The organism is Idiomarina sp. OXR-189 (assembly GCF_034373425.1).
Taxonomy (GTDB): domain Bacteria; phylum Pseudomonadota; class Gammaproteobacteria; order Enterobacterales; family Alteromonadaceae; genus Idiomarina; species Idiomarina zobellii.
Genome location: NZ_CP139706.1, coordinates 2,313,793 through 2,339,558, shown reverse-complemented (window position 1 = coordinate 2,339,558; position 25,766 = coordinate 2,313,793). Strand labels below are relative to the sequence as shown.

Below are 25,766 nucleotides of genomic sequence, written 5' to 3'. Positions count from 1 at the left end.
ATTTGGCTTTAAACCCTAAGCAGAACAGACTTTTAAGGTAAAACTGATGAAATATCGTGGTAGTCCGGCGTTTTCTCACCGCCAAGCTGACAAAATTGGTGTGCTTGTTACCAACTTAGGCACGCCAGAGGCGCCGACAAAGAAAGCGCTAAAGCCCTACTTAAAAGAGTTTTTGTCTGACCCTCGGGTGGTTGAAGTACCGCGGTTGCTTTGGTCGTTAATTTTAAACGGCGTTATTTTGCGAATTCGGCCAAAGCGCTCAGCAGAAGCCTATAAAACGGTCTGGACAGATCGGGGTTCACCGCTTTTATTTCATACGGAAGACCAGGCCAAAGGCATAGAAGCAAAATTGAAAGAAACCTGGGGTGAGGATATTGTTGTCGACTTTGCCATGCGTTACGGCAGCCCGGCTATTTCGGAGGCCGTGGAGCGCATGATGCAAAAAGGTGTGCGGAAGTTGCTGGTTCTGCCTCTTTATCCGCAGTACAGTGCATCAACTACGGCTTCGACGTTTGACGCGTTGGCAAAAGATTTCACTCAGCGACGCTGGTTGCCCGAATTACGTTTTGTGACCCACTATCATGATTACCCTCCTTTTATTGAGGCGGCCGCTAAGCGTATTGAGCGTCACTGGAATGAGCATGGGCGTGCTGACAAATTACTGTTCTCCTACCATGGCATACCGCTGCGATACCTGAAAAATGGTGATCCTTATCACTGCGAATGCTACAAAACCTCGCGGCTGTTGGCAGAACGACTCGGTTTGAACCAAGATGAGTATTTAACCACTTTCCAGTCGCGGTTTGGTCGCGAAGAGTGGTTGCAGCCATATACTGACATGACCATGAAAGCCTTACCGAAAAAAGGCGTTAAATCGGTACAGGTTTTTTGTCCGGGGTTCAGTGCTGACTGTCTGGAAACTATTGAAGAAATTGGTGAAGAAAACCGCGAGTACTTTATGGAAAACGGCGGAGAGCGCTATGAATACATTAGCGCATTGAATGCAGAGCCTGATCATATCGATGCATTAACAGAGTTAGCAAACACTCACTTGCAGGGCTGGTCAGTTGAAGAGGTGAATGAACAGCGTCAGGAATTAGCGAATAAAGTAGAAAAGCAAACATTGCCTTATAGTGAGGAAGGACAATAAAAGTGGCAGGCGGTAATTCTTTTGGGAAGCCCTTCATGTTCATTGCGTGGGGGCTGGCAATTGCTCTATTAGTTTGGTTTTTTCAAGATCAGCTTCAGGAGCAGTTTAACCCCAATTCAAACATCCAGAGCTATCGCAGCAGTGGTGAGGTGACTGTTGTCCTCGAGCAAAACCGTATGGGACATTATGTGGCCAGAGGTAAAATAAATGGCCAACAGGTGACATTTCTTTTAGACACCGGAGCAACACTGGTGGCAGTCCCTGAAGGACTTGCTCGTGAATTAGGTTTACAGAAGGGCCGGCAGGGCATGTCACAAACTGCAAATGGTCGGGTTATTACCTATCGAACGAAAATTGATACATTGGAGCTGGGCGATATACGCCTGAATAATGTAGATGCTTCGATTACACCCGGTATGGATGGGAATATCATATTGCTGGGAATGAGCGCATTAAAAGAATTTGAGTTAACCCAAAAAAACGATACGCTTAGGTTAACGTATTAAAACGAATCACATTTATAGGAAGAATGAATTATGCATAAGTTGTTTATTGGAGTAGCAGCGGCTGCCTTCAGTGCTACCAGTTTTGCTCAGCAGTCAGGATTAGAGGCTTGTGCCGAAATTGAGGACTCTTTAGAGCGTTTGGTGTGTTATGACAATTTAGCTAAGAAAGAACAGTCTGGGGAGCGAAAACGTCAGGACAAAGAACTTCCGGAGCAGGCCCGTAAAGGCAAGCAGAAAGCGGCTGAGATGAGAGATAAGGCGCAAGAGCGCCGTGAACAAGCGCAACAAAGTCGAAAAGATACGGAACGTGCAAGTGACCGCTTCGGGTTTGAACATAAAGAGAGAGAAGAAACTGAAGACGAGCGCGTTAACGTGACTCTGGCCGAGCGTGAGGAAGGACCTTACGGAAAGTGGCGTATAACTTTAAAAAATGGTCAGGTTTGGAAGCAGACTGACAGTGGCTATTTTTCCTGGGAAGGAGACGCTTACTACATTGAACGCGGTGCACTTAACTCATTCTTCTTTGGGCGTGAAGGTTCTAATCGTCGCATGCGAGTTCAGCGCGTTAAATAAGCGCCAAAGGAATGTGAGTCATGCAGGATAATTTGCTGGAGTACTCGTGGGTTGCAACAGGAGTGGTTTTAGCGCTCCTGGCCGTTACGATACTCTGGCGAGTGTACCTGCATTACTCGCACAAAAAGTCGTATCAACCGGGACAATTGATAAAGGCGCAGTACGATGCGTTAAACTCTCTCGTTCAGCAAAAGCCAGTTGCTAATAAGCTGGAAGATATTTGTCACCTTATAGAGTCGCAAATTGATGGGGCGTTATGCTCGGTCATGTTAAAGCGTGACAACTCCAACAGCCTTAGGGCCGCGGCAGGCCCGTCTCTACCCCGACCATTTGTCAGTGCATTACAGGATCTTGAAATAGCTGACGGTGTCGGCGCCTGCGGTACCGCGGCCGCACTTGGGCAATCAGTTATTGTAAGGGATATGCGGCTTGACGAGCGGTTTGAGGCGTTTTTAGAACTTATTGATGAACATAACCTTGTTGCGTGCTGGTCTCATCCGATATTTCACGCCAGGGAAGAGCGAGTAATAGGGACTTTTGCTGTTTATTTTCGCTCCCCCAAACTTCCAACAACGCTCGACTTAGAGTTTTTGGTGCGTACTCGCGACTTGGTGGCGTTGGTAATGGAGCAGCAAGAGCTGGCGCTGCAACGCGAAAAAGTGGAACAGCATCACAAGTCGCTATTTGCGTATAACCCTCAACCTGTTTTCACCATGGACTCTGACGGTCGTTTTATTTCGATTAATCGGGCCGGCTGTGAGCTTTTGAAGCTTCATGAGCACGAGTTAATTGGTCAGCATTATGAACTAGCGGTAGTCGAAGAAGACAGAGAGCGAACGAAAGAGCATTTCGAAGAAGCCAAACGCGGTAATGCTCAGTCTTACGAAATAAAAGTGGCCGATAAACTGGGCCATATTTACGACTTAGATATAACTAATACCCCAATTATTATTGACGGGGAAGTGACCGGTGTGCACGGCATAGCACGCGACCGAACAGGACAACGCAAGAGTGAAGCTCAACTAAAAGTTCTTGAAAGTGGTATAGAAGCGAGCGTTAACGGCGTTGTGATTAGTGATGCGAATAAGCCAGGCTTTCCAGTAACCTACATTAATCCTGCTTTTACGAAACTGAGCGGATACAGCTTTGATGAAATGGTTGGTCGCAGCTGCCGAATTTTGCAGGGTAAAGACAGCGACAGGAAAACGGTTCACGAAATAAGAAAAGCCCTGCATGAGCGAAGACAGGTTAAAAGTGCGGTTTATGTGTTGTTTATTGATCTCGACGGGTTTAAGCCGGTAAACGACAGTTTGGGTCATTATCTGGGCGACCAGGTGTTGATTGAAACGGCTGACCGCCTGAAAAACGTTGTATTGGGTCCCAACTTGTTGTGTCGATTTGGCGGTGATGAGTTTGTTGCTGTTATTGAGAATGCCAGTAACAAAGAGCAAATTGCTGCGTTTTGTCAGGAAGTATTGAGTGTTTTCGAACAGCCGTTCCAGATTGAAGGTAAGTCAGTATCGCTGTCTGCGGCTATCGGCGTGTCGTCTAACTTGGCTGCTTTTAATCATCCAATGGAACTTATTCAACGTGCTGACGTGGCAATGTATGAAGCTAAAAAACGCGGCGGTAACTCATGGCTTTGGTATGAGTCTAAACTCGATGAACGCTTGAGCTTCCACGTCGCCTTACGTACCCAAATTCAAGAAGCGCTTCAGCATGAACAGTTTGAGTTATTCTACCAGCCTATTATGACGGCGGCAGGCCGTATTGCTGGCGTTGAAGCATTGATACGCTGGCAACACCCGGAGCGGGGATATATTTCACCTGCCGACTTTATTCCGGTAGCCGAGCGCACAGGTCAAATTGTTCCTATTAGTGACTGGGTGTTGCGGCAGGCATGTCGTGATCTCGAAAGGTTAAAGCCCTATGGCATTGGCTCTATGTCCGTTAACTTTTCACCTATTCAGTTTTATCGCGATGACTTTATTGAGAAGGTTAAAAGCACGCTGAAACGTTATGAAATTCAACCGGGTGAGCTGACAGCAGAAATCACCGAAAACGTTTTGGTGCACGACACTCAACGAATTACCGAACTGCTAGAGCAACTCAGGGAGCTGGGTCTCGATGTCGCCATTGATGACTTTGGCAGTGGCTTCGCCAGCCTCAGGTATCTGAACTCGTTGCCGGTCAATAAGTTAAAAATAGACCGAAGCTTTACTGAGAATATCAATGAGAACGCACAAAACGCCGCTATTACACGCGGTATCTTGAAAATGGTCAAAGACCTGCATATACAGGTTGTAGCAGAAGGTGTGGAAACAGAAGCTGAGTTTGCATTTCTTGCTCAACACGGTTGCGACTACATGCAGGGCTACTTGTTCTGCAGGCCAAAACCGCTGGACGAACTGCTCGAATGGGCAGAACGCCAGCAGTCATTAGAAAACGAACTCTAACGTTATTTAATGTCTGTTAGACGCAGGTAAGGCTTCACGGTTTTCCAGCCTTGTGGGAACTTCTCTTTAGCGTCTTCATCGCTGACATTGGGACGAATAATGACAGAGTCGCCAGGTGTCCAGTCAGCAGGACAGGCTACTTCTTCGCGATCAGTTGTTTGCAATGCATCAATAACGCGCAGAATTTCGTTGAAATTACGGCCAACCGTCATTGGGTAGGTCATAATGAGACGAATTTTCTGATTCGGGTCGATAATAAATACCGAGCGAACCGTTGCTGTCGCACTTTCGTTTGGGTGAATCATGTCGTATTTTTGCGCCACTTCCAGCTCTTTGTCGGCAACAATTGGAAACTCCAGAACGGTATTCTGAGTTTCGTTAATATCGTTTATCCAGCCTTTATGTGCGTCAACTGAGTCAGTAGATAAGCCCAGTGGTTTCACATTGCGCTTTTCAAATTCCGGCGCTAATTGTGAGGTGCGACCCATTTCTGTTGTACAGACCGGGGTGTAGTCGGCCGGATGGCTGAAGAAAAAGACCCAAGAGCCTTTGGCCCAGTCGTGAAACTTAATGGGGCCTTCTGTAGTATCGATAGTAAAATCCGGGGCGGTATCGCCAATACGTAATGTCATGTTGTTGCTCCTAAAGTGTCTTTTTGAGACGAAAGTCGATAACCTTTAAATAGTAGCCGATTAACCGCTTTGCAAGGCGGTTAACTTATAATCTTTTTTTCTACATTAGACGGTTGAGTTATTAGTAGGAGTTGCTTTTGTCCTTAGTCGTGTTTTTGCCGCTGGTGGTTTGGGTTGTGCTGGGCTTTTTTGCCCCGACAGTGTTGGCTGACGTCATCTTGCCTGTGCCTGAAAGTGTTATAGCGTCTTTAGGGTTAGTAACCCTCATTGCCGGGTTTTTCAGGCAGTGGCAATGGCTTTACTGGTGTGCCTGGACCGCAGGCTTTTACGCGTTAATTCAATTGGGTTTACAGCAGCCACTGAGCCAGCAGCATGTTTCTGTTTTGTATGAAGCGCTGCCTGTTTGGCTGTCGCTAACGGCGTTGCTGTTGGTGTTTATAAAATTGCCGGTGTTACTTTCACCGAGAGGCTTCTTGTTACTTGCCGCAGTTGGTTTGTCGCCATTGTTATTGCTAACAGCACCGGTGGCTGCTGCTTTGGCTATTCTTAACCCAACCGAAATGTTAAGCCTTTCTGGTGAATTACCTGGCGTAGGTTTATCGCTGTGGATGATAGCAATGGGGGGTATTTGGGCAACCGTTTTGCTTTATAAAAATGCATCAGCATTCCGGTGGAGTCAGTTAGTTGCCTGGTTGGCTTTCATGATCTTTGTTGTTGGCATTGAACAAACTGACGCTTCGACTTGGGCCGCACTTGCTATTTCCGGCAGCCTGCTGTTGGCTCTGGCTGACCGAATGCTAAAGCTAGCATACATAGATGAGCTAACCGGGTTACCGCAACGCCGAGCACTCATGAGTGAATTGCAGCATTTACGCAAGCGCAGTGCCGTGTGCATGTTGGACGTTGACCATTTTAAAAAATTTAATGACCGCTACGGGCACGAAGTGGGCGACCAGGTACTTCGGTTATTAGGCAGCATATTAAAGAGCGTTAGCGGTTTCAAAGCCTACCGCTACGGGGGAGAGGAGTTTACTCTGGTGTTTTCACACAATAACGAAGAAAAACTGAAAGATGTGTTGGAAACCGTTCGCTCAAAAGTGGCTAATTATCCACTCACATTGAGAGACCCATCAAGACCTGAAACAACAAGCAAAGGCAAAGAAAAGCGAGGCAAGCAAAGTAACAAAAAGGCCGTTAAAGTGACTATCAGCTTAGGCGCAACGACTAAGCTACCAACCGATACCCCCGATAGTATTCTCAAGCGGGCGGATGAAAACCTCTACGCCGCGAAAAAAGCCGGGCGGAATCGGGTTGTTCTGAAACACTAAGAAGCGCTTGGCGATCTAAATTTAACGGAGTACGTTAAAGAGATAAGTTTCAAATTACAGAGGCGCACATGAGCTATATAAAAGACACTATCGAGACTTTAAAGCAAACCAGCCCTGCGCAGTCAGAGTTTTATCAGGCAGTGGAGGATGTACTTGAGTCGATAGAGCCTTTGTTGGAAGAACGTCCGAAATATCGAGAGCAAGCTATTATTGAACGTTTGGTTGAGCCTGAGCGGCAAGTGATGTTTCGCGTGCCCTGGGTTGATGACAACGGCCAGATACAGGTCAATAAAGGCTACCGTATTGAATTTAACTCGGCATTAGGCCCTTACAAAGGCGGTTTGCGCTTTCATCCAAGCGTTAATGCCGGAATTATAAAGTTTCTTGGTTTTGAACAAATATTTAAGAATGCGCTGACAGGCCTGCCTATTGGCGGCGGTAAGGGAGGCTCCAACTTTGATCCTAAAGGTAAGTCGGACGCTGAAATCATGCGTTTTTGCCAATCGTTTATGAGCGAACTGTATCGCCACATTGGTCCAAATACAGATGTGCCTGCTGGGGATATTGGTGTCGGAACACGGGAAATCGGCTATCTGTTTGGCCAATATAAACGCTTAGCGAATCGATTCGACGGTGTTCTTACGGGGAAAAGCACGCTCTGGGGTGGCTCCTTCGTTCGTAAAGAAGCGACGGGTTATGGTGCAGTGTATTTTGCCGAGTGCATGCTGGACGATAAAGACGACTCATTAGAAGGTAAACGCTGCTTGGTATCGGGCTCTGGTAATGTCGCTATTTATGCGATAGAAAAGCTCTACGAACTTGGTGCTAAACCAGTGACTTGCAGTGACTCAAGTGGCACCGTTTACCATGACAGCGGCATCGACTTAGACTTAGTAAAACGCATAAAAGAAGAGCAAAACGGGCGTTTGGAGGAGTATTTAGAGACTCATAGTAACGCCGAGTACACTCCAAGAGATGATTATCCGGAAGATGGTCATACCGTCTGGCGTTATAAAGGTGACATCGCACTTCCGTGCGCGACTCAAAATGAGCTGACCGAAAAGGATGCTCAAGCCTTACTGGAAAACGGATGCAAATATGTGGTGGAAGGCGCCAATATGCCGTCAACCCAAGCAGCGGTCGACTTATTCATTGAAAGCAATACCGCTTACGGTCCGGGCAAAGCTGCGAACGCCGGTGGTGTGGCCACGAGCCAGCTGGAAATGATGCAAAACGCCAGTATGTTGCGTTGGACCTTCGAAGAAGTGGATGAAAAGCTCAAAGGCATTATGCGTAATATTTTCAAAGACGCGAAACGCACCGCCGAGGAATTTGGCCATCCGTCAAACCTGGTACTGGGTGCCAACGTAGCCGGCTTTCGAAAAGTAGCCGATGCTATGATTGAACAAGGTGTGGTTTAAAAGAAACTGAATAGGGTGGTCAGCAGTGACCACCCTATTATGATCCCAAATTATTGAGTCTCCATAGCTTGGTGAAACTCTGCGAGATCTTCCACAACCGTTTGATTCGGTAAGTCTGCATAAGGTTCGTCTGCGAACTTAGTGCCGCGGAGCTGCACGGAAATACGGGCAGAGTCTGGATTCATTAACGTATCTTTATAGAATGCTTTAGCGTCTGCCAGCGTCGTGTTCTCGACGGCATTAATCAGTTGCTCTTTACTGTCAAAGTCATAACGTTCAAGCGCTAAGTCTGACAATATTGGAGCGACTTCTTCGCGCATATTCTTCGGCGTTTCTTTTAACGTTACCAGCGCACTTTGTTTTAACTGAGCGAACTCGTCTTCAGTCATCTTCTCAAGTTGCGTCCAGTATTCGTCTTTGAACTTGTCAAAACGCGCCTGCATATCCGCCACGCTCTTAACTGGCGTTTGAATGTATAGACCAAAGCCTGCGTAATGGTCAAGCGATGGCGCAAAAGCGCCGACGGCATAAGCCAGCTGCTCTTCGGTACGCAAAGTATCAAAGGCTGCCGTGCGGAAGTGGCTTTGCAATACTGTTCCCGCTGCCTGGGCTTTGAAACCTGGCTCTGGATGAATGTGTGCATCCACTAAAGCGACGTCGGCAACCTCGAGATCTTTGTGCAATACAACCGCTTTATTTGACTGTGGCTTCCAGAATTTTGCCGTTTCAAAATCAGTGATGTTACGGTCATTGGGCAAGCTTGCTTTAACGCGCTCAGCGGCTTCTGTTAAATCGGACTTGTCGTAGTTACCAAACGCAAACACACGAATGGAGTTATTACCTAACAGAGTGTCCATATAAGCTTCTAACTCTTCATTGCTGAGCGATTGAGCCGTGTTGATTAAATCTGACTGCTCAAAACCACCTTCGCGAATTAGCTGCCCGTACGCATCGAAGCTCTGGTAAATAGGGAACTGCTGACCTTTGTTTTTCAGTGCACGAACATAGCGGTCAACGGCTTGTTTAAAGGCTTGTGGGTCAACCTCAAAGCTTAAACCTTCAATAGCACGCTCAAGCAACTGTGGCTGTTTATCGGTAAAGCCTGACACGGTTAACGTCATGCCCGTTGTATCGTTTAAGCTCAAGTTCATGCCAGCTATGTTCGCCTCTGTATCCAGGGCACTGACGTTCATGTTGTACAAATCTTTCCACAAAGCGCCTAGAACGTTCGCTTTAATATCATGCAGTGTCGCAGGGTTATTAATTTGAACGTTAAAAATGCCGCGTGGCTGGTCACTATACAGCTGGCTTGGGTATTGCCATACTTGCAGACCTTGCTCGTCAATAACCACCTGAGGCTTCTCAAACGCGTCGTTTTTCTTAACCTCGAAGCTCTCCGGCAGAAGCGTATTCACTTTAGGCAGGTTAATTGCCATTTTGGGGTCTTGTTTCCAGCTAGCAATTTCTTCGGCAGTTATGTTCGCTACTTTGTATTTGCCATCGTAGTAGTCAAGTTCGCTGTCATGCGGCTCATCCTGACTGATGTACCAAACACGCAAACGCTCAGGCGTTAATTGAGAAAGCACTGAACGAATAGCTTCAGGGTTAAACTCTTGGTATTCGTAAGGCGCACTAATAGCATATTCAGCCGGATAGTTTTGCATGGCTTCCGCAAGGTTGGAGACATAACCAAACTCGTCGCCTTTCTCTAAAAACCGGAAGCGGTTATTCAAGCTGGTTTTTATTTCATTGAAATACTTTTCGTCGACGCCTTCCGCACGGACTTTGTCGATGTATTGCATAATTAACGCGACAATCTCTTCACGCTGCTGCATGCCGCTATCGGTGAGCTCAATGTCTAAACGCATAACTCCGTAGTTACCGTAGAAATTAGGCTGTGCTGATGCATTTAAACTGGCAATAAGGCCTGCTTCTTTCAGTTGCTGAGCGGGTGTGCCTGGCATTTCTGAACCTAACAAGTAGCTAACGTAACGGTTAGGCTTCACCTTAAACTGGTCTTGGTTGTTGTTTATGATGAACTCAAGCTTCAGCTGTTTAACGTCCTCATTAGGCACGTAATGAATGCGTTTTTTACCAACATCGTCAAAGTTGATTTGTGCGGAAACTTCTGGCTCGTCGATACCGTCGTCTTCAATACTGGCAAAATGCTTACGTGCTAGCGCTTCCATATCATCAAGCGAACGGTTGCTTATCATCGCCACTTTCATAATGTTTGACGAATAAAAACGGTTATAGAAGTCGACAGTTTCCTGATGCAGCTGACTGTTTTCTTTGTCGCTGAGGCTTTCAAGGTTGCCGATAAGAAATCGATTGGAAGGGTGTGAACCAAGCAACAACCGACCGAGTTTAAATTGACCAAAGAAGTCCATTTCACGGCGCATCGACCACTCGGCGTTGACTGCATTACGCTCTTTATCCACATATTCTGGATACAGTTTAGGTGCTTTGAAAAAGTCTGAGAAGCGGTCCAGACCTTCGTCGTAAGCGTCATTGTTCACTTTGAACATATAATTAGTAACGTCGAGCCAGGTCGAAGCGTTCTGGCTGCCGCCATTATTGCTCATAAACTCGCTGTAGCCGTTGGTGTCCGGGTATTTCTCGGTACCCAAAAACAACATGTGCTCCAGATAATGGGCCATGCCTTGTTGTGATTTAGGGTCTTGTAACAGACCGACGCCAACACTTAAAGATGCTGCTGATTTATCAACGTCAGGGTCTGACACCAGCATAATTTCAATGTTGTTATCGAGTTTAAGAACGCGATAGTCACGTTCGTCGTTCGGACTTTTTATTACCTCACCGGCAACAGCGCTTTGAACGTTTGGAGTTTCTGTAACTGTTTGACCACAGCCAGCTAGCAATAAAGCAGAGCTAATAGCGCTCGCAAGTAATAACTTTTTCATATTGGAGGTCCCTTTTATTCATCTAATGTCTAGATGATACTCGGGCGCTCCGGAGGCTTGAAGTTATTTTGTTAGTAATTTGTAACAGAGTGTTTAAGTCAGAAAGCGAATGTGACCAATAAAGCTTCTGGCAACAGGACCGACACTGTCCGCGTCTTCGAAATTCAGATAAATAGGCATAGAGCGGGTAGCGCCGCGTTCGAGGTTTAAAGTCACCAAACTGCCTTCTTCAATATGCGCATTTACCGCCGATTCAGGCAACCAGGCAAAGCCCAGGTTCTTGCGAATAAGCTCAACGGACGTGGTTAAGTGGCTGACCGTCCAGCGCTGCTCAGAACCCAGCCAACCAATGTCAGAGCTTTTTTCTATACCTGAGTCTCGCAGTACTATTTGACGGCTGTTCTTTAAGTCTTCAAGAGTGACAGACGCTTTTGACGCAAGCGTGTGATTGGTACCGCATACCGCAACAAAGGTAACGTCGCTAAGCGCCTCGCTCAGTTCGTTATCAAGCATAAAAGGTGACAGTGATACGGTAGCGAGACCTTTACGTAACAACTCATCAGCACCCGTTAATATGGTTTCAATAACCTCTATGTGCACCAGCGGAAACTCTTCCGAGACTTTTTCTAACGCTTCGTACAGCACTTCTTTCGGGAAAGCTTCATCGACAGCAATGCTAAGCGTCGACTCCACTCCCTCTTTCAGATTCTGAGCGACATTTTCAAAGCGCTCAGCTTCTGACAGCAGATAATTAATACGGCGTAGCAAGAGTTTGCCAGCATGGGTTAACACCGTTTTGCGGCCATCGACCTCAAACAAATTAACACCTAACTGCTCTTCCATTTTATTAACAGCATGATGAATGCTCGACTGGCTTTTGTGCACCTGCTGAGCCGCCTGCATAAAACCACCGTGGTCAGCTACAGCTTTAAACATCCGCCATTGTTCGAGAGTCGATTTTGCCATTAGTCCGTCTCTTGCTATATGTGTTAGCTAGGATGATATTATGCTTTGGGTGGGTTGGATATACTTGCCAAACATTGATATTTATTCTTTAGGGCACCCAGCATAGACTTCAGCGTAAGTTTTGCCAAAGCAGCGAATAAAGCTATCAACGATACTTAAATTAGGCGGCCACGGCACGTCGACAGGGTTTCCTTGTGCATCTCTGGGGTTAAATCCGGCGGGTTTTGGAACCATAGCCAGCTTTTCCCTGTAGGCTTTCAGTTTATTTAAATCGGACTCTAAAAACGCGATTGTTGCGTTAACGTAATGATTCCATCCGGAACCGTCTTTTTCAGCAGGTTTGGTTGCCTTCTCCATTAGCTCAATAGCGCGTTGATATTGCCCCGTTTCAGCGCGAAGTTGCCCTTCGTGCCATACCAATGTTCTCATGGCGCCTTCCGAGACTTTGTTCTTTGTGTAATAGAGGTGGATAAGATCAGCCGCTGGCTTCAGGCATTCTCCATTTTTAACTAATGAAGGCCAACCTTCGTCATAGTTTTGATCAAACGCTCTGGGGCTTAGTTCCAGCATTTTTTCTTTGTCATAACTGCACTCGGACTCTATTGGTGCGGCATTAGCAACGCTCAGAGAGAGCAGAGTAAGAGCTAAGAAGCAACTGAAGAGAAAAGTGTTGTGTGTCATTATTTCTTTTATAGTAGAACGCATAATTTAATTTCCCTATCTAAAGGCGCTGACTATGTCTGCTTTGTTAGTCACTAAAACGCTCGGACTGTTTTTTATAACCGCTATTGCTGAAATTGTAGGCTGCTACTTACCTTACCTGTGGTTGAAAAAAGATGGAAGTGCATGGTTATTGATACCTGCGGCAATTAGTTTGGCTCTGTTTGCCTGGTTACTTACCTTACACCCAGCGGAAAGTGGCCGAGTTTATGCTGCTTATGGTGGGGTGTATGTCGTAACTGCGTTGCTTTGGTTAAAAGCCGTGGAAGGGGCGTCGCTGTCTATGTACGATGCTGTGGGTGCTGCTTTTACTTTAACCGGTATGGCGATTATAGCTGCAGGATGGAATCATTAGTATGCCAATATTGACTGGGTGATTAAGCCTATGAGTAAAACAATGGAGAGGCTAGTGACTGTTCCTAGAAGGACGTATTCATGTTTGCTCTCGTCTTTAAATCGCAGAATTGATTTTGCGGCAATAACGAACCCAATAGCGGTAAATTGGTTCATCAAAATAAGCGTTAAAATAATAAATCTCTCTAAAATTCCAATTAAGGAACCTGCTTTGTCCAGCGATTCTTCGCTGCCCTGACTATAGCTGTCGGTATTATTTGATAAACGCCAAGGCTTAAGTACGAACTGAATAACAATAGAAGTTGGTTTTAAAATCAGCAGGTAAGAAAGTGTGATTGCGACAAACTCCAACGTGATCGCGTGTCGTAGTGTGTCGACATTGATAAAGGCAAAGTAGCCGAACAGGTATGCCCAGACACTGAGAATGACAATGAAATGTAGCAACTGATCGACGTTAAAGCAGAGTAGCGAACCTTTGCATTTAGGCAAGTGTGACTTAATGAGGTCAATCACGAAGTGAGTGCCGCCGATCACTAAACTTGCCCATATCAGAGTGAACTCAAAGCTTGAGGTAAATAACAAAACGATAAGAGCAAGAAGGGTGTGAGAGGCTGCGTGCCGCAGGTTTGCCAGTATTGAGGTTTTAGCCCCTTGAGAAGACTTACTTTTTATACTGCGGCTGGTTTGCAAATAAAAGTCACCGACAACATGAGCCAAAATTAACAGGGCCAGTATGACAAAATGATCAATCATGATTGAGCTCCTCATGAACCAGTGTTTCAAAATATTGAATTGAGTCAGCAACGAGCAAGTATTCACTGCTATTAAGGATTTTTGTGGTATTAGCGCGACTTTTTCCCAACTTATTTGCAAGCTCGGCGTGTGTCTGTGAGTCATCTAGTAAATATAAATAGAGCGCTTCAGCTTGCATGGGTGTCAAGGAACTGAGATGAGTGTCGAGTAACTTCACAACAATAGGAATATGGCGATTCAGTAGCTTGTTTTCGGAGCTGAAAACGAGGCGGTGTGACTTCATTTCATCTAGGTGTTTGCCTGATAAGATAAAGGCTTGCCCGGTAGAGGTTTTCACATCCTCTCTAAGATCTTTTACGTTACCGATGGCGATACTCTGACGCACGTCGATTTTATAATTATTAGATTTGAGCCTAAGACGAATCAGTATGGCTGCTTTTAACGCTTCCCAGGGGCAAAAGAAGGTGATTTGAAAAGAGTCCCCCCTGTAGATGTCGAAAGTAGCTTTGTTGCTTGCTTCAAAGGTCGTCAGCTCGTTCTTAAGCTGTTTTAGTAGCTCATCATAATGCGCTGAACTCAAACTTCGTGAGTCAACGATATCGCCTGTGATAACTGCTATAACATGCTTTTTCATATGATTGCCCAAATAACTCAGAAAAGTAACTGATTATAGTTACATTTAAGAATGTAACCGTTTTCAGTTACTTTTTCAAATGTAACTGAATTTAGTTACATTAAAGCGGTTTTTTGGATGGTGCGGCAGTCTTTGGGGGAAGAAAGCCCCCTGACTCTTTCAGAGGGCTTAAAACCTAAGGCTAGCGCATCGTGACGAACTCTTCCGCGCTAGTAGGGTGCAGAGCTACAGTAGAATCTAAATCAGCTTTCGTAGCCCCCATTTTCAGCGCGGTTGCGAAGCCTTGTAAAATTTCATCCATGCCTTCGCCAATGCCGTGAATGCCAACTACCTTTTCCTCTTTACCGTGGCAAACTAGCTTAAAGTAGCTGAGGGCGCGGTGTGGGGTGACAGCGTTGTACATAGCCGCGAACGAAGACTTATAAACGGTAATATTCTCTTCACCGAACTTCAGTTTAGCGTCTTCTTCGCTCAAACCAACAGTGCCAATGGTTGGATGACTGAACACAACGGTAGGAATATTTTCGTAGTCCATGTGCGCGTTTGGCATGTTGTTAAATAGGCGCTCTGCTAATTGACGGCCTGCCTTAATCGCAACCGGTGTTAGCGCTGCTGCGCCGGTGTTATCACCGACCGCATAAATGCCCTGTACGTTGGTGTTCTGGAATTTATCGACCTGAATGAAGCCGTCTTTGTCGAGCTCGACACCAGTGCATTCCAGGTTAATGTTGTCGGTGGACGGCACGCGACCAATGGCCCATACCAGGCAATCCACGCCTTCCATTGTTTTGCCGTTTTCAAAGTGCAACGTTAGGGTACCGTCATCCTGTTTAGCTACTTCACGTACTGTTGTTTCGGTATGAAGTTCAGGGCCGTCCTGCTTCATGCGCTCCAGCAAGCCGTCGGTAATGTCTTTATCAAAGGTGCGCAGAGGTCTATCACGACGTACCAGTAAGTGTGTGTCCGTTCCTAACGCGTGGAATACACCGGCAATTTCAACGGCAATATAGCCAGCACCCACAACGGCGGCTTTTTTAGGTTGTTCCGTTAATGCGAAAAAGCCGTCGGAGTCGATACCGTGCTCTGCGCCCGGAATTTCAGGGATCATCGGGCGGCCGCCGGTAGCAATGGTAATATGGTCAGCGGTAATTTTCTCACCGTTAACTTCAACCGTTTGGTGGTCAACGAATTTGGCAAAGCCTTCAATGAACTCAACGCCGTTGCTTTGGAAACCACGATGGTAGCCGCCATGAATGCGCTCAATGTAGGCTTCACGGTTTTTCACCATAGTTGCCCAGTCGAAGCCTTTCTGCTCCAGATTAAAACCATACGAAGGTGAGTATTTAACGGCTTCGGCAATATGAGCGCCATACCACATGACTTTCTTAGGTACACAACCCACGTTTACGCAGGTACCACCAACAAATTTTGCTTCAATAACGGCGGCCTTTGCACCACGAATGGCGGCACGGTTGGCTGAGGCAATACCGCCACTGCCGGCACCTATCGCCAGATAGTCATAATGTCTGCTCATACTGCTTAACTCCTGTGCTTAATTCAAAAACTGCGCATATCTTGAATAAAAACCCCGTATCTTGCAAATAAAGACACGGGGTTTCACGTTTTTTATACCGATAGCGGTAATCGAAAGATCAGTTTACAGCATAGCTCTCAACGACCACCTGCTGGTAAATGCTCTTTGATGAACTCGGTCATCATGGTGCGCAGGTGCAAAGTGGTGCCTTCACCCTCGTAAATACCGTGCGAGCGGTTCGGATAAGCGAAAAACTCAAATTGCTTACCGTGTTTAATCAGTTCGTTAACTAAGCGCTCACTGCCCTGGAAGTGGACGTTGTCGTCGCCTGTGCCATGCACTAACAATAAGTCACCTTCCAGATTCTCGGCGTGTGTAATTGCCGAGGTCTCTTTGTAGCGCTCTGCTGATTCCGGCAATAACCCGGAGTAACGCTCCTGATAAATGGTGTCGTACAAGGTTAAGTCAGGTACTGGTGCCAGCGCCATACCCATGTGGTAGGCGTCTGGGTAGCGGAAGAGTGCATTAAGCGTTTGTGATCCACCGCCACTGTGCCCCCAAATACCAACACGGCTTTCATCAATAAAGTCCCAGCGTTCCAGCATCTGTTGCAGTGCGTCATACTGGTCTCGTACGGTAACAACGCCCAGGTTTTTGTAGATAGAACGGCGCCAGTCAAAGCCGCGTGGTGACTTAGTGCCACGGTTATCAATGGAGGCAACAATATAGCCCTGTTGTGTCAGCATGGTGTGCCACAAATACAACGAACCACCCCATTTATTGGCCACAGTTTGCCCCCAGGGCTCGCCGTAAACGTAGAACAAAATAGGGTATTCTTTGCTCGGGTCAAAGTCGGTTGGCTTCATGATGTAGCCATCCAGTTCAAGGCCGTCGCGCGCTTCCACACGGAAAAACTCAACTGGCTGTTTCTCGACGTTTTGGACCGCTTTTTGGACGTCAGTGTTGTCCACTACCGTACGAATAACCTTATGGTCCGGCAGAGAAATCATCTTGGTTACAGGCACCTGATTCACAGAGTGAAAGGTATGCTCTGCGTATTTGGCATCTTGCGAAATACTGTAGCTGTGGGTACCGTCCATGTCCGGCGTCAGGCGTTCTAAGCGACCACTGCCGTCTAAGCTGGCGCGGAACAAATAACGCTCTAACGGCGTTTCAGGTGACGCAATAAAATATACCCAGCCGTCTTCTTCGTTGACACGCAAAACATTGACAACGTCCCAGTTACCGCGGGTAATAGCGCTAATTCGACCACTGTCACGGTACACACGATAAATATGGCGATAACCACTGCGTTCGCTTAGCCAGGTAAATTCTTGTCCGTCATTCAAAAAGTGAATGTCATCGACGTACTCGGCCCAAGAGTCTGTGCTCTCACGCAGCAGTTCCTGTGCGTTGCCGGAATCTATGTCGGTAATGAAAGCACGGTTAATGTGCTGCTTTCGAGTAAGTTGCTGAATGAGCAGTTGCTCACTATTACCGGCCCATTGCATGCGTACCAAGTAGTGTTGGCGCGGGTCGCCGGGAATATCCATCCACTGTGTTTTGCCGCCACTGGCCGGCATGACACCAATACGCATAGCAGCGTTGGTTTCACCGACTTTCGGGTAAGGAAACTCTTTTAGTGTCGGGTACAGTTCGTCGGTGTTATTGATCATGGTAAACACCGGCGTGCCTTCGGTATCAAGTTGCCAGTAGGCAATGTGTTGCCCGTCCGGGCTCCAGCGGAAACCGTCACGCAGGAAGAATTCTTCCTCATTCACCCAGTCGAAGGTACCGTTCACAATAGTGTCGCTACCGTCGTTGGTCAGCTTGCTAATGCGGAAGCTGTTTAAGTCCTGCACGTAAATGTTGTTTTGCATCACATAAGCGACTTTGGTGCCCTGCGGGTTAAACTTGGCAAACTGCAGCGTCGACTCTGGCGCGTTACCGCCAAGTTTCTTCAGTTCATTATTACTGCGGTTTAAGACCCAATAGTCGCCCAGCGTATGGGTGCGCCATGAGCGTTTTGTATTGGTAAAAATTAATACTTTGTTGCCATCGTCAGACCAGACGTAGTCCGCAATATGCAACGCTTTGTCTTCGCCGTTTGGGGTCAATTGCTCAGCGCTGACTAACACAGTACGCTCATTCGTTTCCGGATGATAACGGACAATATCTCGGCCATTGGCAGACTCGGACTCTTCCAGCGTTGTATAACCTGAACCGTCTTCCAGCCAGCGTGTCGGTGCGGGGCGTTCAACGTTAAAGGTGTCGCTGGCAAAGATTTTTTCAGGTGTTAACTGATGACTACCGGCAACGTCTGTTTGCGCAGTGTCGTCGGATGCTTGTTCGCTGTCGAAGCTACTACAAGCACTTAGCGCCATAAAAGCCGCCGCGCCAGCGACTAGGCGTAATGTTCGAAAAGAGGTGTCAGACATGACATTTACCTTTATTCTGAATAATTAACAACGGAATAATACCGTAAATACGATAAGAAACCACGGGACTCGCTTGAAGACTAGCCTAAAGCCCCAATATCCACTGTAAGCATTTTGAAAAAATTGAGGTAATAATGAGCCAGAACCCCTTACTTGAACAGGGTCAGCTTCCTGACTTTGAAAGCATTAAGCCAGAGCATGTAAAACCTGCGGTAGAACAATGTATTAATGATGCGCGACAAACTATTGATGACGTGCTGGCGAGAGGAGATTTCAGCTGGAACGGCTTAATTGAGCCTTTAACCGACGCTGATGAAAAGTTAGAGCACGTGTGGGCACCGGTGTCGCATTTAAATTCGGTTGTCAGCACGCCTGAGTTGCGTGAAGCCCATGACAGCTGCCTGCCGTTGCTGTCTGACTATGCAACTTATGTTGGTCAGCACAAAGGCTTGTTTGATGCCTACGAAACGCTGCGTAACAGTGACGAATTTGCCGAGCTGACCGAAGCTCAGCAGAAGCTCATTAACGATACCTTGCGTGATTTTCGTTTGTCGGGTGTCGATTTACCTGCGGACAAAAAGAAACGCTACGCTGAAATTTCGTCTCGCCTATCTGATTTGTCGTCGACGTTCAGCAACAATTTGCTGGATGCGACTCACGCCTGGACGTGTTTAATTACGGACGAAAGTCGCTTAGCCGGGTTGCCCGACAGCATTAAAGAAGCGGCGAAAGAAACAGCCGAGGATCAGGAAAAAGAAGGCTGGCTATTTACCCTGGATATCCCCAGTTACCTGCCAGTGATGCTGTATGCCGAAGACCGTGAGCTTCGCAAGGACATGTACCAGGCCTTTGTGACCCGAGCGTCAGAAACCGGCCCTAACGGTGGTAAGTTTGATAACTCGGCAGTGATGGATGAGACCCTGGCTTTGCGTCATGAAATGGCCAAGTTGCTTGGTTTTAATGACTATGCCGAAATGTCGTTAGCAACGAAAATGGCGGAGTCACCCGAGCAAGTGCTGGGCTTTGTGAAGGACTTAGCTGACAAGTCGATGTCGCAGGCAAAAGAAGAATACGCTGAGGTGGAAGCCTTTGCCAAAGAGCAAGGCGTTGAGAAAATGGAGGCCTGGGACGTGCCGTATTTCAGTGAGCAACTGAAACAACAGCGTTATTCCATTTCCGATGAGTTACTGCGCCCGTACTTCCCGGAACAACAAGTGCTAAATGGCTTGTTTGAAGTGGTTAAGCGCTTGTTTGGCATGACGGTTAGCGAGCAGAAAGACGTGAAAACCTGGCATGAGAATGTCCGCTTTTTCCGCATTCATGACGCCGATGGTCACTTGCGTGGCAGCTTTTATTTAGACTTGTATGCCCGCCAGGGTAAACGCGGCGGCGCCTGGATGGCAGACTTTGTTGGGCGTCGGGTTCATGCCGACGGTGAGCTACAAAACCCGGTGGCGTTTTTAACCTGTAACTTCAGCAAACCAGTGGGTGGTAAGCCTGCGCTCTTTACTCATGACGAAGTACTGACGTTATTCCATGAGTTTGGCCATGGTCTGCACCATATGCTGACACAGGTCGATACGGCTGGGCTTTCCGGCATTAATGGCGTTGAATGGGATGCCGTAGAGCTGCCAAGTCAGTTTTTAGAAAACTGGTGTTGGGAGCCGGAGGCACTGGCACTTATTTCTGGCCATTACGAAACCGGAGAACCATTACCGCAGGAACTGCTGGATAAAATGCTGGCGGCACGTAACTACCAGTCGGCTATGCAAATGATGCGTCAGCTAGAGTTTTCGCTGTTTGATATGCGTATTCATCACGAGTTTGATGAAAGCAAAGGCGCGCGTATCAGCGAAATTTTGAGTGAAGTTCGCGAGCAGACCTCAGTACGTATTCCGCCAGAGTACAATCGGTTCCAGCACAGCTTTGGTCATATCTTTGCCGGTGGTTATGCGGCGGGTTACTACAGCTACAAATGGGCGGAAGTATTGTCGTCAGATGCATTCGCACGCTTTGAAGAAGAAGGCATTTTCAGTGCCGCAACCGGACGTGACTTCCTGCAAGTTATTCTGGAGCGCGGCGGCAGTCGTAAAGCTGCTGACTTATTTCAGGAGTTCCGTGGTCGCGAACCTAGCGTGGAACCGTTACTACGTCATAGTGGCATCAAGGCTGCATAGCTATTGGGGCGCTCTAAAGGTTGTGAGGGGTCTTCAAGAGGTGTGTAGCGCCATGGATGGCGCTACTCAAGCCCTACAGGGAAGTACTCGCGGGCGTCCTCATGAAGACCCCTCACAACCTTCGCGCCCCTAATGTTATGCGGCGGATGCCATGACTAGATTCACAACGCCAACCAGGCCTAAAACAAACAGAATGGTCAATATAACGCCAATAATGATGTAGGCTTTGGGGTTTCCATGTTGAAAGTCTCGTTGGCGGTTTTTCTCGGTTTGCACACCTAAAAACGCCGCCAGTACGCTGACAATCATGCTAATGAAGCCGGGTTTTTGTTGTGTGTTTTCCTGCTGTTCAGACATTAATAGACGTCTTAACGAGAGTAATTGTTTTTGTAGTGTTCTTTTTGAGCGTCGCTAGAGCTTGAAAAAAGCTCTATTAAGTCGAAGAAGTGGAACTGCACTGAACGACTGTGGCCTTTTAGCCAGTCACCCCAGGTGACTTCCTCTGTGGCCAGCCCACATTCTTTTTTCGCCTGAGAGTTTTCGCTACCAGCCAGAAGTTGCTGGCATTGCTGAGTGGCATTTTGCTGGGCGAACAATGTGCTAGGCGTTACCGTCGCAACTGCGGCAAGAGCCATCAGTGTCAGTGATAGAGTAACTATAGATAAGCGCATAACGTCCCCCAAAAGCATTAGACTGAACAATTTATCAGCGATTTTGTAAAAATTCCAGTTATCAATACGAATTTTTTTGTTTCGGGTTAACTGCTACAATAGCCGCCTATTTTGACACCGTGGGATAAATAACGATGAAGCCATTAATTGCCCCTTCTATCCTGTCCGCAGATTTTGCGCGCTTAGGAGAAGAAGTTGAGTCTGTATTAAGCGCTGGCGCCGATGTTGTCCACTTTGATGTGATGGACAACCACTACGTGCCAAACCTGACCATAGGCCCTATGGTTTGTCAGGCGTTACGAGACTACGGCATTAAGGCGCCTATCGACGTGCATTTAATGGTTAAGCCGGTAGATAGAATTATTCCTGACTTTGCAAAAGCCGGTGCTTCAATTATTACCTTCCACCCGGAAGCGTCTGATCATGTGGACCGTACTTTGCAGCTCATTCACGAGCATGGATGTCAGGCTGGGCTGGTATTGAACCCAGCGACACCTTTGCATTACTTAGACCATGTTATGGACAAGGTTGATGTTATTTTGCTGATGTCGGTAAATCCGGGTTTTGGTGGACAGTCGTTTATTCCTTCAACGCTGGATAAACTCCGGGCGGTGCGTAAGCGAATTGATGACAGTGGCCGCGAGATCCGTTTAGAAGTGGATGGCGGTGTTAAAGTCTCAAATATTGGTGAAATAGCAGAAGCGGGTGCTGATATGTTTGTGGCCGGTTCGGCTATTTTTAATGCGGATGATTATGCCAGTGTCATACAGACCATGCGTGATGAAATTGCTGCAGTAACAGGTTCGTAGAGGAAAGAAAAAGAATGTCGAAACCAATTGTATTAAGTGGTTGTCAGCCGTCAGGGCAGTTGTCTATTGGGAACTATATTGGTGCCTTGCGTCAGTGGGTGAATATGCAGGACACGCATGACTGTAAGTTTATGCTGGTTGACCAGCATGCGATAACCGTTCGCCAGGAACCTGAACAACTGCAGCAGGCGACGCTGGACGGTTTAGCGCTTTATTTGGCGTGCGGTTTAGACCCTGAGAAAAGTACCGTCTTTATTCAGTCGCACGTACCTGAGCATGCGCAGTTGGCCTGGGTGTTGAACTGTTACACGCAAATGGGCGAACTGAATCGCATGACCCAGTTCAAAGACAAGTCACAACGTCACGCGAATAATATCAATGCGGGTTTGTTTACGTACCCTGCACTAATGGCAGCTGATATTTTGCTATACCAGGCTAATGAAGTACCTGTGGGCGATGACCAAAAGCAGCACTTGGAAATGACGCGCAATGTCGCAGAGCGATTCAACAATTTATACGGTGACATTTTCACGATTCCCGAGCCAATGATTCCAAAGGTGGGTGCACGGGTTATGTCGCTGCAAGACCCGACCAAGAAAATGTCTAAGTCAGATGACAACCCAAATAACTTTGTCGGTCTGTTGGAAGAGCCCAAGAAAATTCTTAAGAAAATTAAGAAAGCGGTTACTGACTCGGACGAGCAAGCACGTATTTATTTTGACCCTGCCGAAAAGCCGGGCGTATCCAATTTGCTGAGCATTATGTCTGCCGCAACAGGCAAGTCGATAGACGAGTTGGTCCCTGAATACGAAGGTAAAATGTACGGGCATTTGAAAGTCGATGTGGCGGAGTCAGTAGTTGCTATGCTTGAGCCCGTTCAGCAGCGCTACCATGAGATGCGTAATGATCAGGCTTTTTTGCAAAGCGTCATGAAGCAAGGCGCTGACAAAGCGCGCGAAGCTGCCGCAAAAACCTTAAAAGATGTTTATAACGCAGTTGGATTTGTGCCCTACCCAGAAGCGTAACGCCGGTACATGATTGTACTCATTGATAACTTTGACTCTTTTACTCATAACCTGGCTCGCTATTTCTGCGAGCTGGGTGAGTCGGTTGAGGTTTTCCGCAACAGCGAAATAAGCGTAGCAGACATCAAGCGCTTAAACCCAGAGGCTTTGGTTATCTCCCCTGGCCCATGCACCCCCAATGAGTCGGGCGTGTCGCTGGATGCTATTTCCGCCTTTAAAGATAAGCTTCCGATTTTAGGTGTTTGTCTGGGTCACCAAGCTCTGGCACAGGTGTTTGGTTCAACAGTAGTGCGTGCTGAACAGGTGATGCATGGAAAAGTATCTAACCTGACACACAACAGTCAGGGATTGTTTGAGGGGTTGCCAACCCCGATGGAAGTCACCCGGTATCACTCGTTGGTTGTTGAACCTGACACATTAGCTCAAGAGTTTGTCGTAGATGCCGAAACCAAAAGTGAGACAGGCCAGCGGGAGATTATGGCTATTCGACATAAAAAATGGCCGCTTTTTGGTGTTCAGTTTCACCCTGAATCGGTTATGACCACGCAAGGTCATAATCTATTAGCGAATTTTTTACGTTATATACGATAATTGGTAACTGTTGCCAGGCGCTGAAATCGCCGATACTTAAGCTGTTTTAAAACTCATAGGCGAACATCGATGTTTCACTTTTTCTCAAATACCACGGAAGGTGGTTCTAAAGACCCCGCACTAAGGCTGGAGAAACGGTTTATTAACTATCTCATTAGTTTTCCGTTTGCTCGTAAAGCCCGTTCTAAAGCCGATGGGGTCGAAGATGAAGAAAAAGAGCAACGTCGTAAGCTACTAGAGGTAGAGCGTTTAAACTACGAAGAGCGTGACCGAAAAGCGCAGGCGCGCCAACGCTTCTCCGATAGGGTCTCAGAAGAGCTGCATGAAGAAATTTATCATCGCGCACTAGAAACCATAGAAGACGGCGACTATGTGCGAGAGCGCCTAATACCTCTACCCGAAAAACTTCCCGAATTGTTAGATACGCTTAGCTTAAAAGCAGCGTCTATGCGCCGTATTGAGTCCCTTGTTCAGGGGATGGACTGGTTTCATACTGGTTTACTGCGTACCGTGAACCAACCTCCGTTTATTGACCGTAACCGACAGGTTAAAGTCGATAATTTACGGGTAGCTATGAGCTTTGTGGGTACTGAAAACCTCCGTTTGTTGGCACCTGCCTATATTATGCAAAACTGGCTACCGCCATCGACTCACCCGTTCACTTTGTTCCGTCGAAAGGTGTGGGATCACTCATTAGGTACCGCTATTGCCGCGCACAACATTGCGGTTGAGCGAAAACTAAAAGATCCCATATTGGCTTACACCATGGGTATGTTTCACGAACTGGGCAAAATTGCGCTAACTAAGTTGTATCTGAAGTTGTTTGATGAAGTGCAGCGAGAGTTTGCAATGGCCTCAGTTAATGACAAGTCGCCGGAGCGTCATAACGCTTTGGTGCAGTTAACGCCTGACGAACATTTCCTGCGTGATTTAATGTTAGAGAAAGACAAAGAAGTGAGTTATCTGGTTGCTGAGGGCTGGGGTTTAAAACGGGTGCCAGTTAGCAAGCACTTACTTGCTTTTACTCAGGCGAATAGAACAACACCTAAGTACGACTCAGACTATGCTGAGGTATTGGCACAGGCTAATGCGTATTGCGAATTTCGTATGATGAGAGAAGTTGATTTAGCAAGCCTGGAAGAAGGCAAACGCATACTGAACAAGTATTCGGTGTCGGCGGAAACGGTGGCCAGGTTGAACAACGTTAGTTTAAAACGCCCACCAATTATTGTTCCTGACTAACACTCGAAGTCGGTGTCGATAAGCAGGTGATTAAACACTTCTGTTATATGTTCTTCCGGATCGGTGAAACGAACGCCGATACCAATTCGTCCAACCTCTTTACGTTGGTTCATAATTTGGCCGGACAGAGTTAACGGTTCTCGTTGAGAGCCAGAGCCAATGTTTATTTTAATGTTCATGTGCGTCACATTGCCTGCGTTACTCTGTGCTTTGAACAGTATGCGGCAACCTGCCGTTGAAATATCCACAATAACGCCACTGGCAAGTTTTTTACGGGCGTCTGCTTGAACAGCAGCGGAAGTTACATCAACGGGAATGTGAGTGCTGACGCGTTTTTGCGCCCGTAGCGCCCGTTGCTCAACTTCTTTAGGGTAGTCGAGATAAACAAGCCGGAAAGGAAAGTTAGTTACTGCCCGTATCTTACTTTTGAAAGCGATACACTCGCCGGCTTCGCCTTCTATGACAAGACGAACAACAACTGGGTTGCCTTCATACAGAACGTCAACGTAGCTTCCATCGGTTTTCGGGTTAGGTTGTTTTAATAAAAGGTAACGACCGCTATCAAAACCAATGAGCTGCAGTTTGGTGCGCACTTTGGTGGCGGATGCAAATTCAACATCTATCATATCGCCAGGGCGCAAGTAATTGAGCTTCATATGAGGCTGCGACGATTCTGGTAGTGTCGATGTCTCTTTTTCCATAACATCTGCCGAAGTTGTATACGAATAGTCTCAGGCTAAAAGAAGACGGTAAAAATTGCAATGCAATTCATGATACAGAGTTGTTAATAAATTTTACAAAAAGAAATTTACAGAAAAAGTGTGAGTAAAGATTCAGTGACTATTCACGCTTAAGCATAACT

General features: G+C 46.9%; 23 protein-coding genes. 12 read left to right on the top strand and 11 right to left on the bottom strand.

Annotated elements, in window-relative coordinates; all coding sequences use genetic code 11:
• Window positions 1-46: 46 nt before the first annotated feature.
• From hemH to UM402_RS11465, 4 genes are read left to right on the top strand one after another with little or no spacing between them, the layout of a single operon-like run.
• Window positions 47-1,150 (top strand): ferrochelatase, encoded by a 1,104-nt coding sequence (gene hemH / locus UM402_RS11480; RefSeq protein WP_058578444.1) that lies wholly within the window; start codon window positions 47-49, stop codon window positions 1,148-1,150.
• A gap of 2 nt (window positions 1,151-1,152) precedes the next feature.
• Window positions 1,153-1,656: a retropepsin-like aspartic protease family protein gene (locus tag UM402_RS11475; protein ID WP_058578443.1), complete on the top strand. Its 504-nt coding sequence runs from the start codon at window positions 1,153-1,155 to the stop codon at window positions 1,654-1,656.
• A 30-nt stretch (window positions 1,657-1,686) separates the two neighbouring features.
• Window positions 1,687-2,229, top strand: a complete 543-nt coding sequence (locus UM402_RS11470; protein ID WP_058578442.1) for a hypothetical protein — start codon at window positions 1,687-1,689, stop codon at window positions 2,227-2,229.
• Between the two features lie 20 nt (window positions 2,230-2,249).
• The gene (locus tag UM402_RS11465) at window positions 2,250-4,685 is read left to right on the top strand and encodes a bifunctional diguanylate cyclase/phosphodiesterase (RefSeq protein WP_058578441.1); all 2,436 of its coding nucleotides are present in this window, start codon (window positions 2,250-2,252) and stop codon (window positions 4,683-4,685) included.
• Between the two features lie 2 nt (window positions 4,686-4,687).
• On the opposite strand, the gene UM402_RS11460 is transcribed toward UM402_RS11465, so the two are convergent.
• Entirely contained in the window at window positions 4,688-5,317 is a 630-nt protein-coding gene (locus UM402_RS11460; RefSeq protein WP_058578440.1) for a peroxiredoxin, read from the bottom strand.
• Between the two features lie 137 nt (window positions 5,318-5,454).
• Between UM402_RS11460 and UM402_RS11455 the strand changes: the two genes are divergently transcribed.
• A complete protein-coding gene (locus UM402_RS11455; protein ID WP_058578439.1) occupies window positions 5,455-6,645 on the top strand; it encodes a GGDEF domain-containing protein in 1,191 nt (396 codons plus the stop codon).
• Between the two features lie 68 nt (window positions 6,646-6,713).
• Window positions 6,714-8,066 (top strand): NADP-specific glutamate dehydrogenase, encoded by a 1,353-nt coding sequence (gene gdhA / locus UM402_RS11450; protein WP_058578438.1) that lies wholly within the window; start codon window positions 6,714-6,716, stop codon window positions 8,064-8,066.
• A gap of 50 nt (window positions 8,067-8,116) precedes the next feature.
• Here gdhA and UM402_RS11445 read toward each other — a convergent pair whose 3' ends face one another.
• The 3 genes from UM402_RS11445 to UM402_RS11435 form a co-directional block, all read right to left on the bottom strand.
• A complete protein-coding gene (locus UM402_RS11445; protein WP_058578437.1) occupies window positions 8,117-10,990 on the bottom strand; it encodes an insulinase family protein in 2,874 nt (957 codons plus the stop codon).
• Between the two features lie 93 nt (window positions 10,991-11,083).
• On the bottom strand, window positions 11,084-11,956 hold the full coding sequence (locus tag UM402_RS11440) for a LysR family transcriptional regulator (RefSeq protein WP_058578436.1): 873 nt from the start codon (window positions 11,954-11,956) through the stop codon (window positions 11,084-11,086).
• Between the two features lie 81 nt (window positions 11,957-12,037).
• On the bottom strand, window positions 12,038-12,661 hold the full coding sequence (locus tag UM402_RS11435) for a hypothetical protein (protein ID WP_058578435.1): 624 nt from the start codon (window positions 12,659-12,661) through the stop codon (window positions 12,038-12,040).
• A 31-nt stretch (window positions 12,662-12,692) separates the two neighbouring features.
• Here UM402_RS11435 and UM402_RS11430 point away from each other — a divergent pair, with 31 nt between their 5' ends.
• The gene (locus UM402_RS11430; RefSeq protein ID WP_058578434.1) at window positions 12,693-13,031 is read left to right on the top strand and encodes a YnfA family protein; all 339 of its coding nucleotides are present in this window, start codon (window positions 12,693-12,695) and stop codon (window positions 13,029-13,031) included.
• On the opposite strand, the gene UM402_RS11425 is transcribed toward UM402_RS11430, so the two are convergent.
• The 4 genes from UM402_RS11425 to UM402_RS11410 form a co-directional block, all read right to left on the bottom strand.
• On the bottom strand, window positions 13,028-13,783 hold the full coding sequence (locus UM402_RS11425; protein WP_053954632.1) for a DUF3307 domain-containing protein: 756 nt from the start codon (window positions 13,781-13,783) through the stop codon (window positions 13,028-13,030). The two genes, UM402_RS11430 and UM402_RS11425, sit on opposite strands and share 4 nt — an antisense overlap.
• The gene (locus tag UM402_RS11420; protein WP_053954631.1) at window positions 13,776-14,417 is read right to left on the bottom strand and encodes a hypothetical protein; all 642 of its coding nucleotides are present in this window, start codon (window positions 14,415-14,417) and stop codon (window positions 13,776-13,778) included. Before UM402_RS11420 ends, UM402_RS11425 begins: the two co-directional genes overlap by 8 nt.
• Before the next feature lie 181 nt (window positions 14,418-14,598).
• A complete protein-coding gene (gene gorA, locus UM402_RS11415; RefSeq protein WP_058578433.1) occupies window positions 14,599-15,951 on the bottom strand; it encodes a glutathione-disulfide reductase in 1,353 nt (450 codons plus the stop codon).
• A gap of 137 nt (window positions 15,952-16,088) precedes the next feature.
• Window positions 16,089-18,389 carry a S9 family peptidase gene (locus UM402_RS11410; protein ID WP_058578432.1) on the bottom strand — a complete coding sequence of 767 codons (2,301 nt, stop codon included), beginning with the start codon at window positions 18,387-18,389 and terminating at the stop codon, window positions 16,089-16,091.
• Window positions 18,390-18,523: 134 nt separating this feature from the next.
• Between UM402_RS11410 and prlC the strand changes: the two genes are divergently transcribed.
• Entirely contained in the window at window positions 18,524-20,566 is a 2,043-nt protein-coding gene (gene prlC, locus UM402_RS11405) for an oligopeptidase A (protein ID WP_058578431.1), read from the top strand.
• A gap of 135 nt (window positions 20,567-20,701) precedes the next feature.
• On the opposite strand, the gene UM402_RS11400 is transcribed toward prlC, so the two are convergent.
• Together UM402_RS11400 and UM402_RS11395 are read right to left on the bottom strand one after the other, a co-directional pair.
• Window positions 20,702-20,923 carry a DUF2970 domain-containing protein gene (locus UM402_RS11400; RefSeq protein ID WP_058578430.1) on the bottom strand — a complete coding sequence of 74 codons (222 nt, stop codon included), beginning with the start codon at window positions 20,921-20,923 and terminating at the stop codon, window positions 20,702-20,704.
• Between the two features lie 11 nt (window positions 20,924-20,934).
• Complete coding sequence (locus UM402_RS11395; RefSeq protein WP_058578429.1) at window positions 20,935-21,237, bottom strand: hypothetical protein; 303 nt, start codon at window positions 21,235-21,237, stop codon at window positions 20,935-20,937.
• A gap of 134 nt (window positions 21,238-21,371) precedes the next feature.
• Between UM402_RS11395 and rpe the strand changes: the two genes are divergently transcribed.
• The 4 genes from rpe to UM402_RS11375 all read left to right on the top strand — a co-directional run bounded on the left by rpe (window position 21,372) and on the right by UM402_RS11375 (window position 24,904).
• Window positions 21,372-22,046 (top strand): ribulose-phosphate 3-epimerase, encoded by a 675-nt coding sequence (gene rpe / locus UM402_RS11390; protein WP_058578428.1) that lies wholly within the window; start codon window positions 21,372-21,374, stop codon window positions 22,044-22,046.
• A gap of 14 nt (window positions 22,047-22,060) precedes the next feature.
• Window positions 22,061-23,071: a tryptophan--tRNA ligase gene (gene trpS, locus UM402_RS11385; protein WP_058578427.1), complete on the top strand. Its 1,011-nt coding sequence runs from the start codon at window positions 22,061-22,063 to the stop codon at window positions 23,069-23,071.
• Between the two features lie 9 nt (window positions 23,072-23,080).
• A complete protein-coding gene (locus UM402_RS11380; RefSeq protein ID WP_058578426.1) occupies window positions 23,081-23,662 on the top strand; it encodes an anthranilate synthase component II in 582 nt (193 codons plus the stop codon).
• Between the two features lie 69 nt (window positions 23,663-23,731).
• Window positions 23,732-24,904 carry an HDOD domain-containing protein gene (locus UM402_RS11375; protein WP_058578425.1) on the top strand — a complete coding sequence of 391 codons (1,173 nt, stop codon included), beginning with the start codon at window positions 23,732-23,734 and terminating at the stop codon, window positions 24,902-24,904.
• Here the strand turns inward: UM402_RS11375 and UM402_RS11370 are convergent.
• On the bottom strand, window positions 24,901-25,605 hold the full coding sequence (locus UM402_RS11370) for a flagellar brake domain-containing protein (protein ID WP_058578424.1): 705 nt from the start codon (window positions 25,603-25,605) through the stop codon (window positions 24,901-24,903). The genes UM402_RS11375 and UM402_RS11370 overlap by 4 nt on opposite strands.
• Window positions 25,606-25,766: the final 161 nt, after the last annotated feature.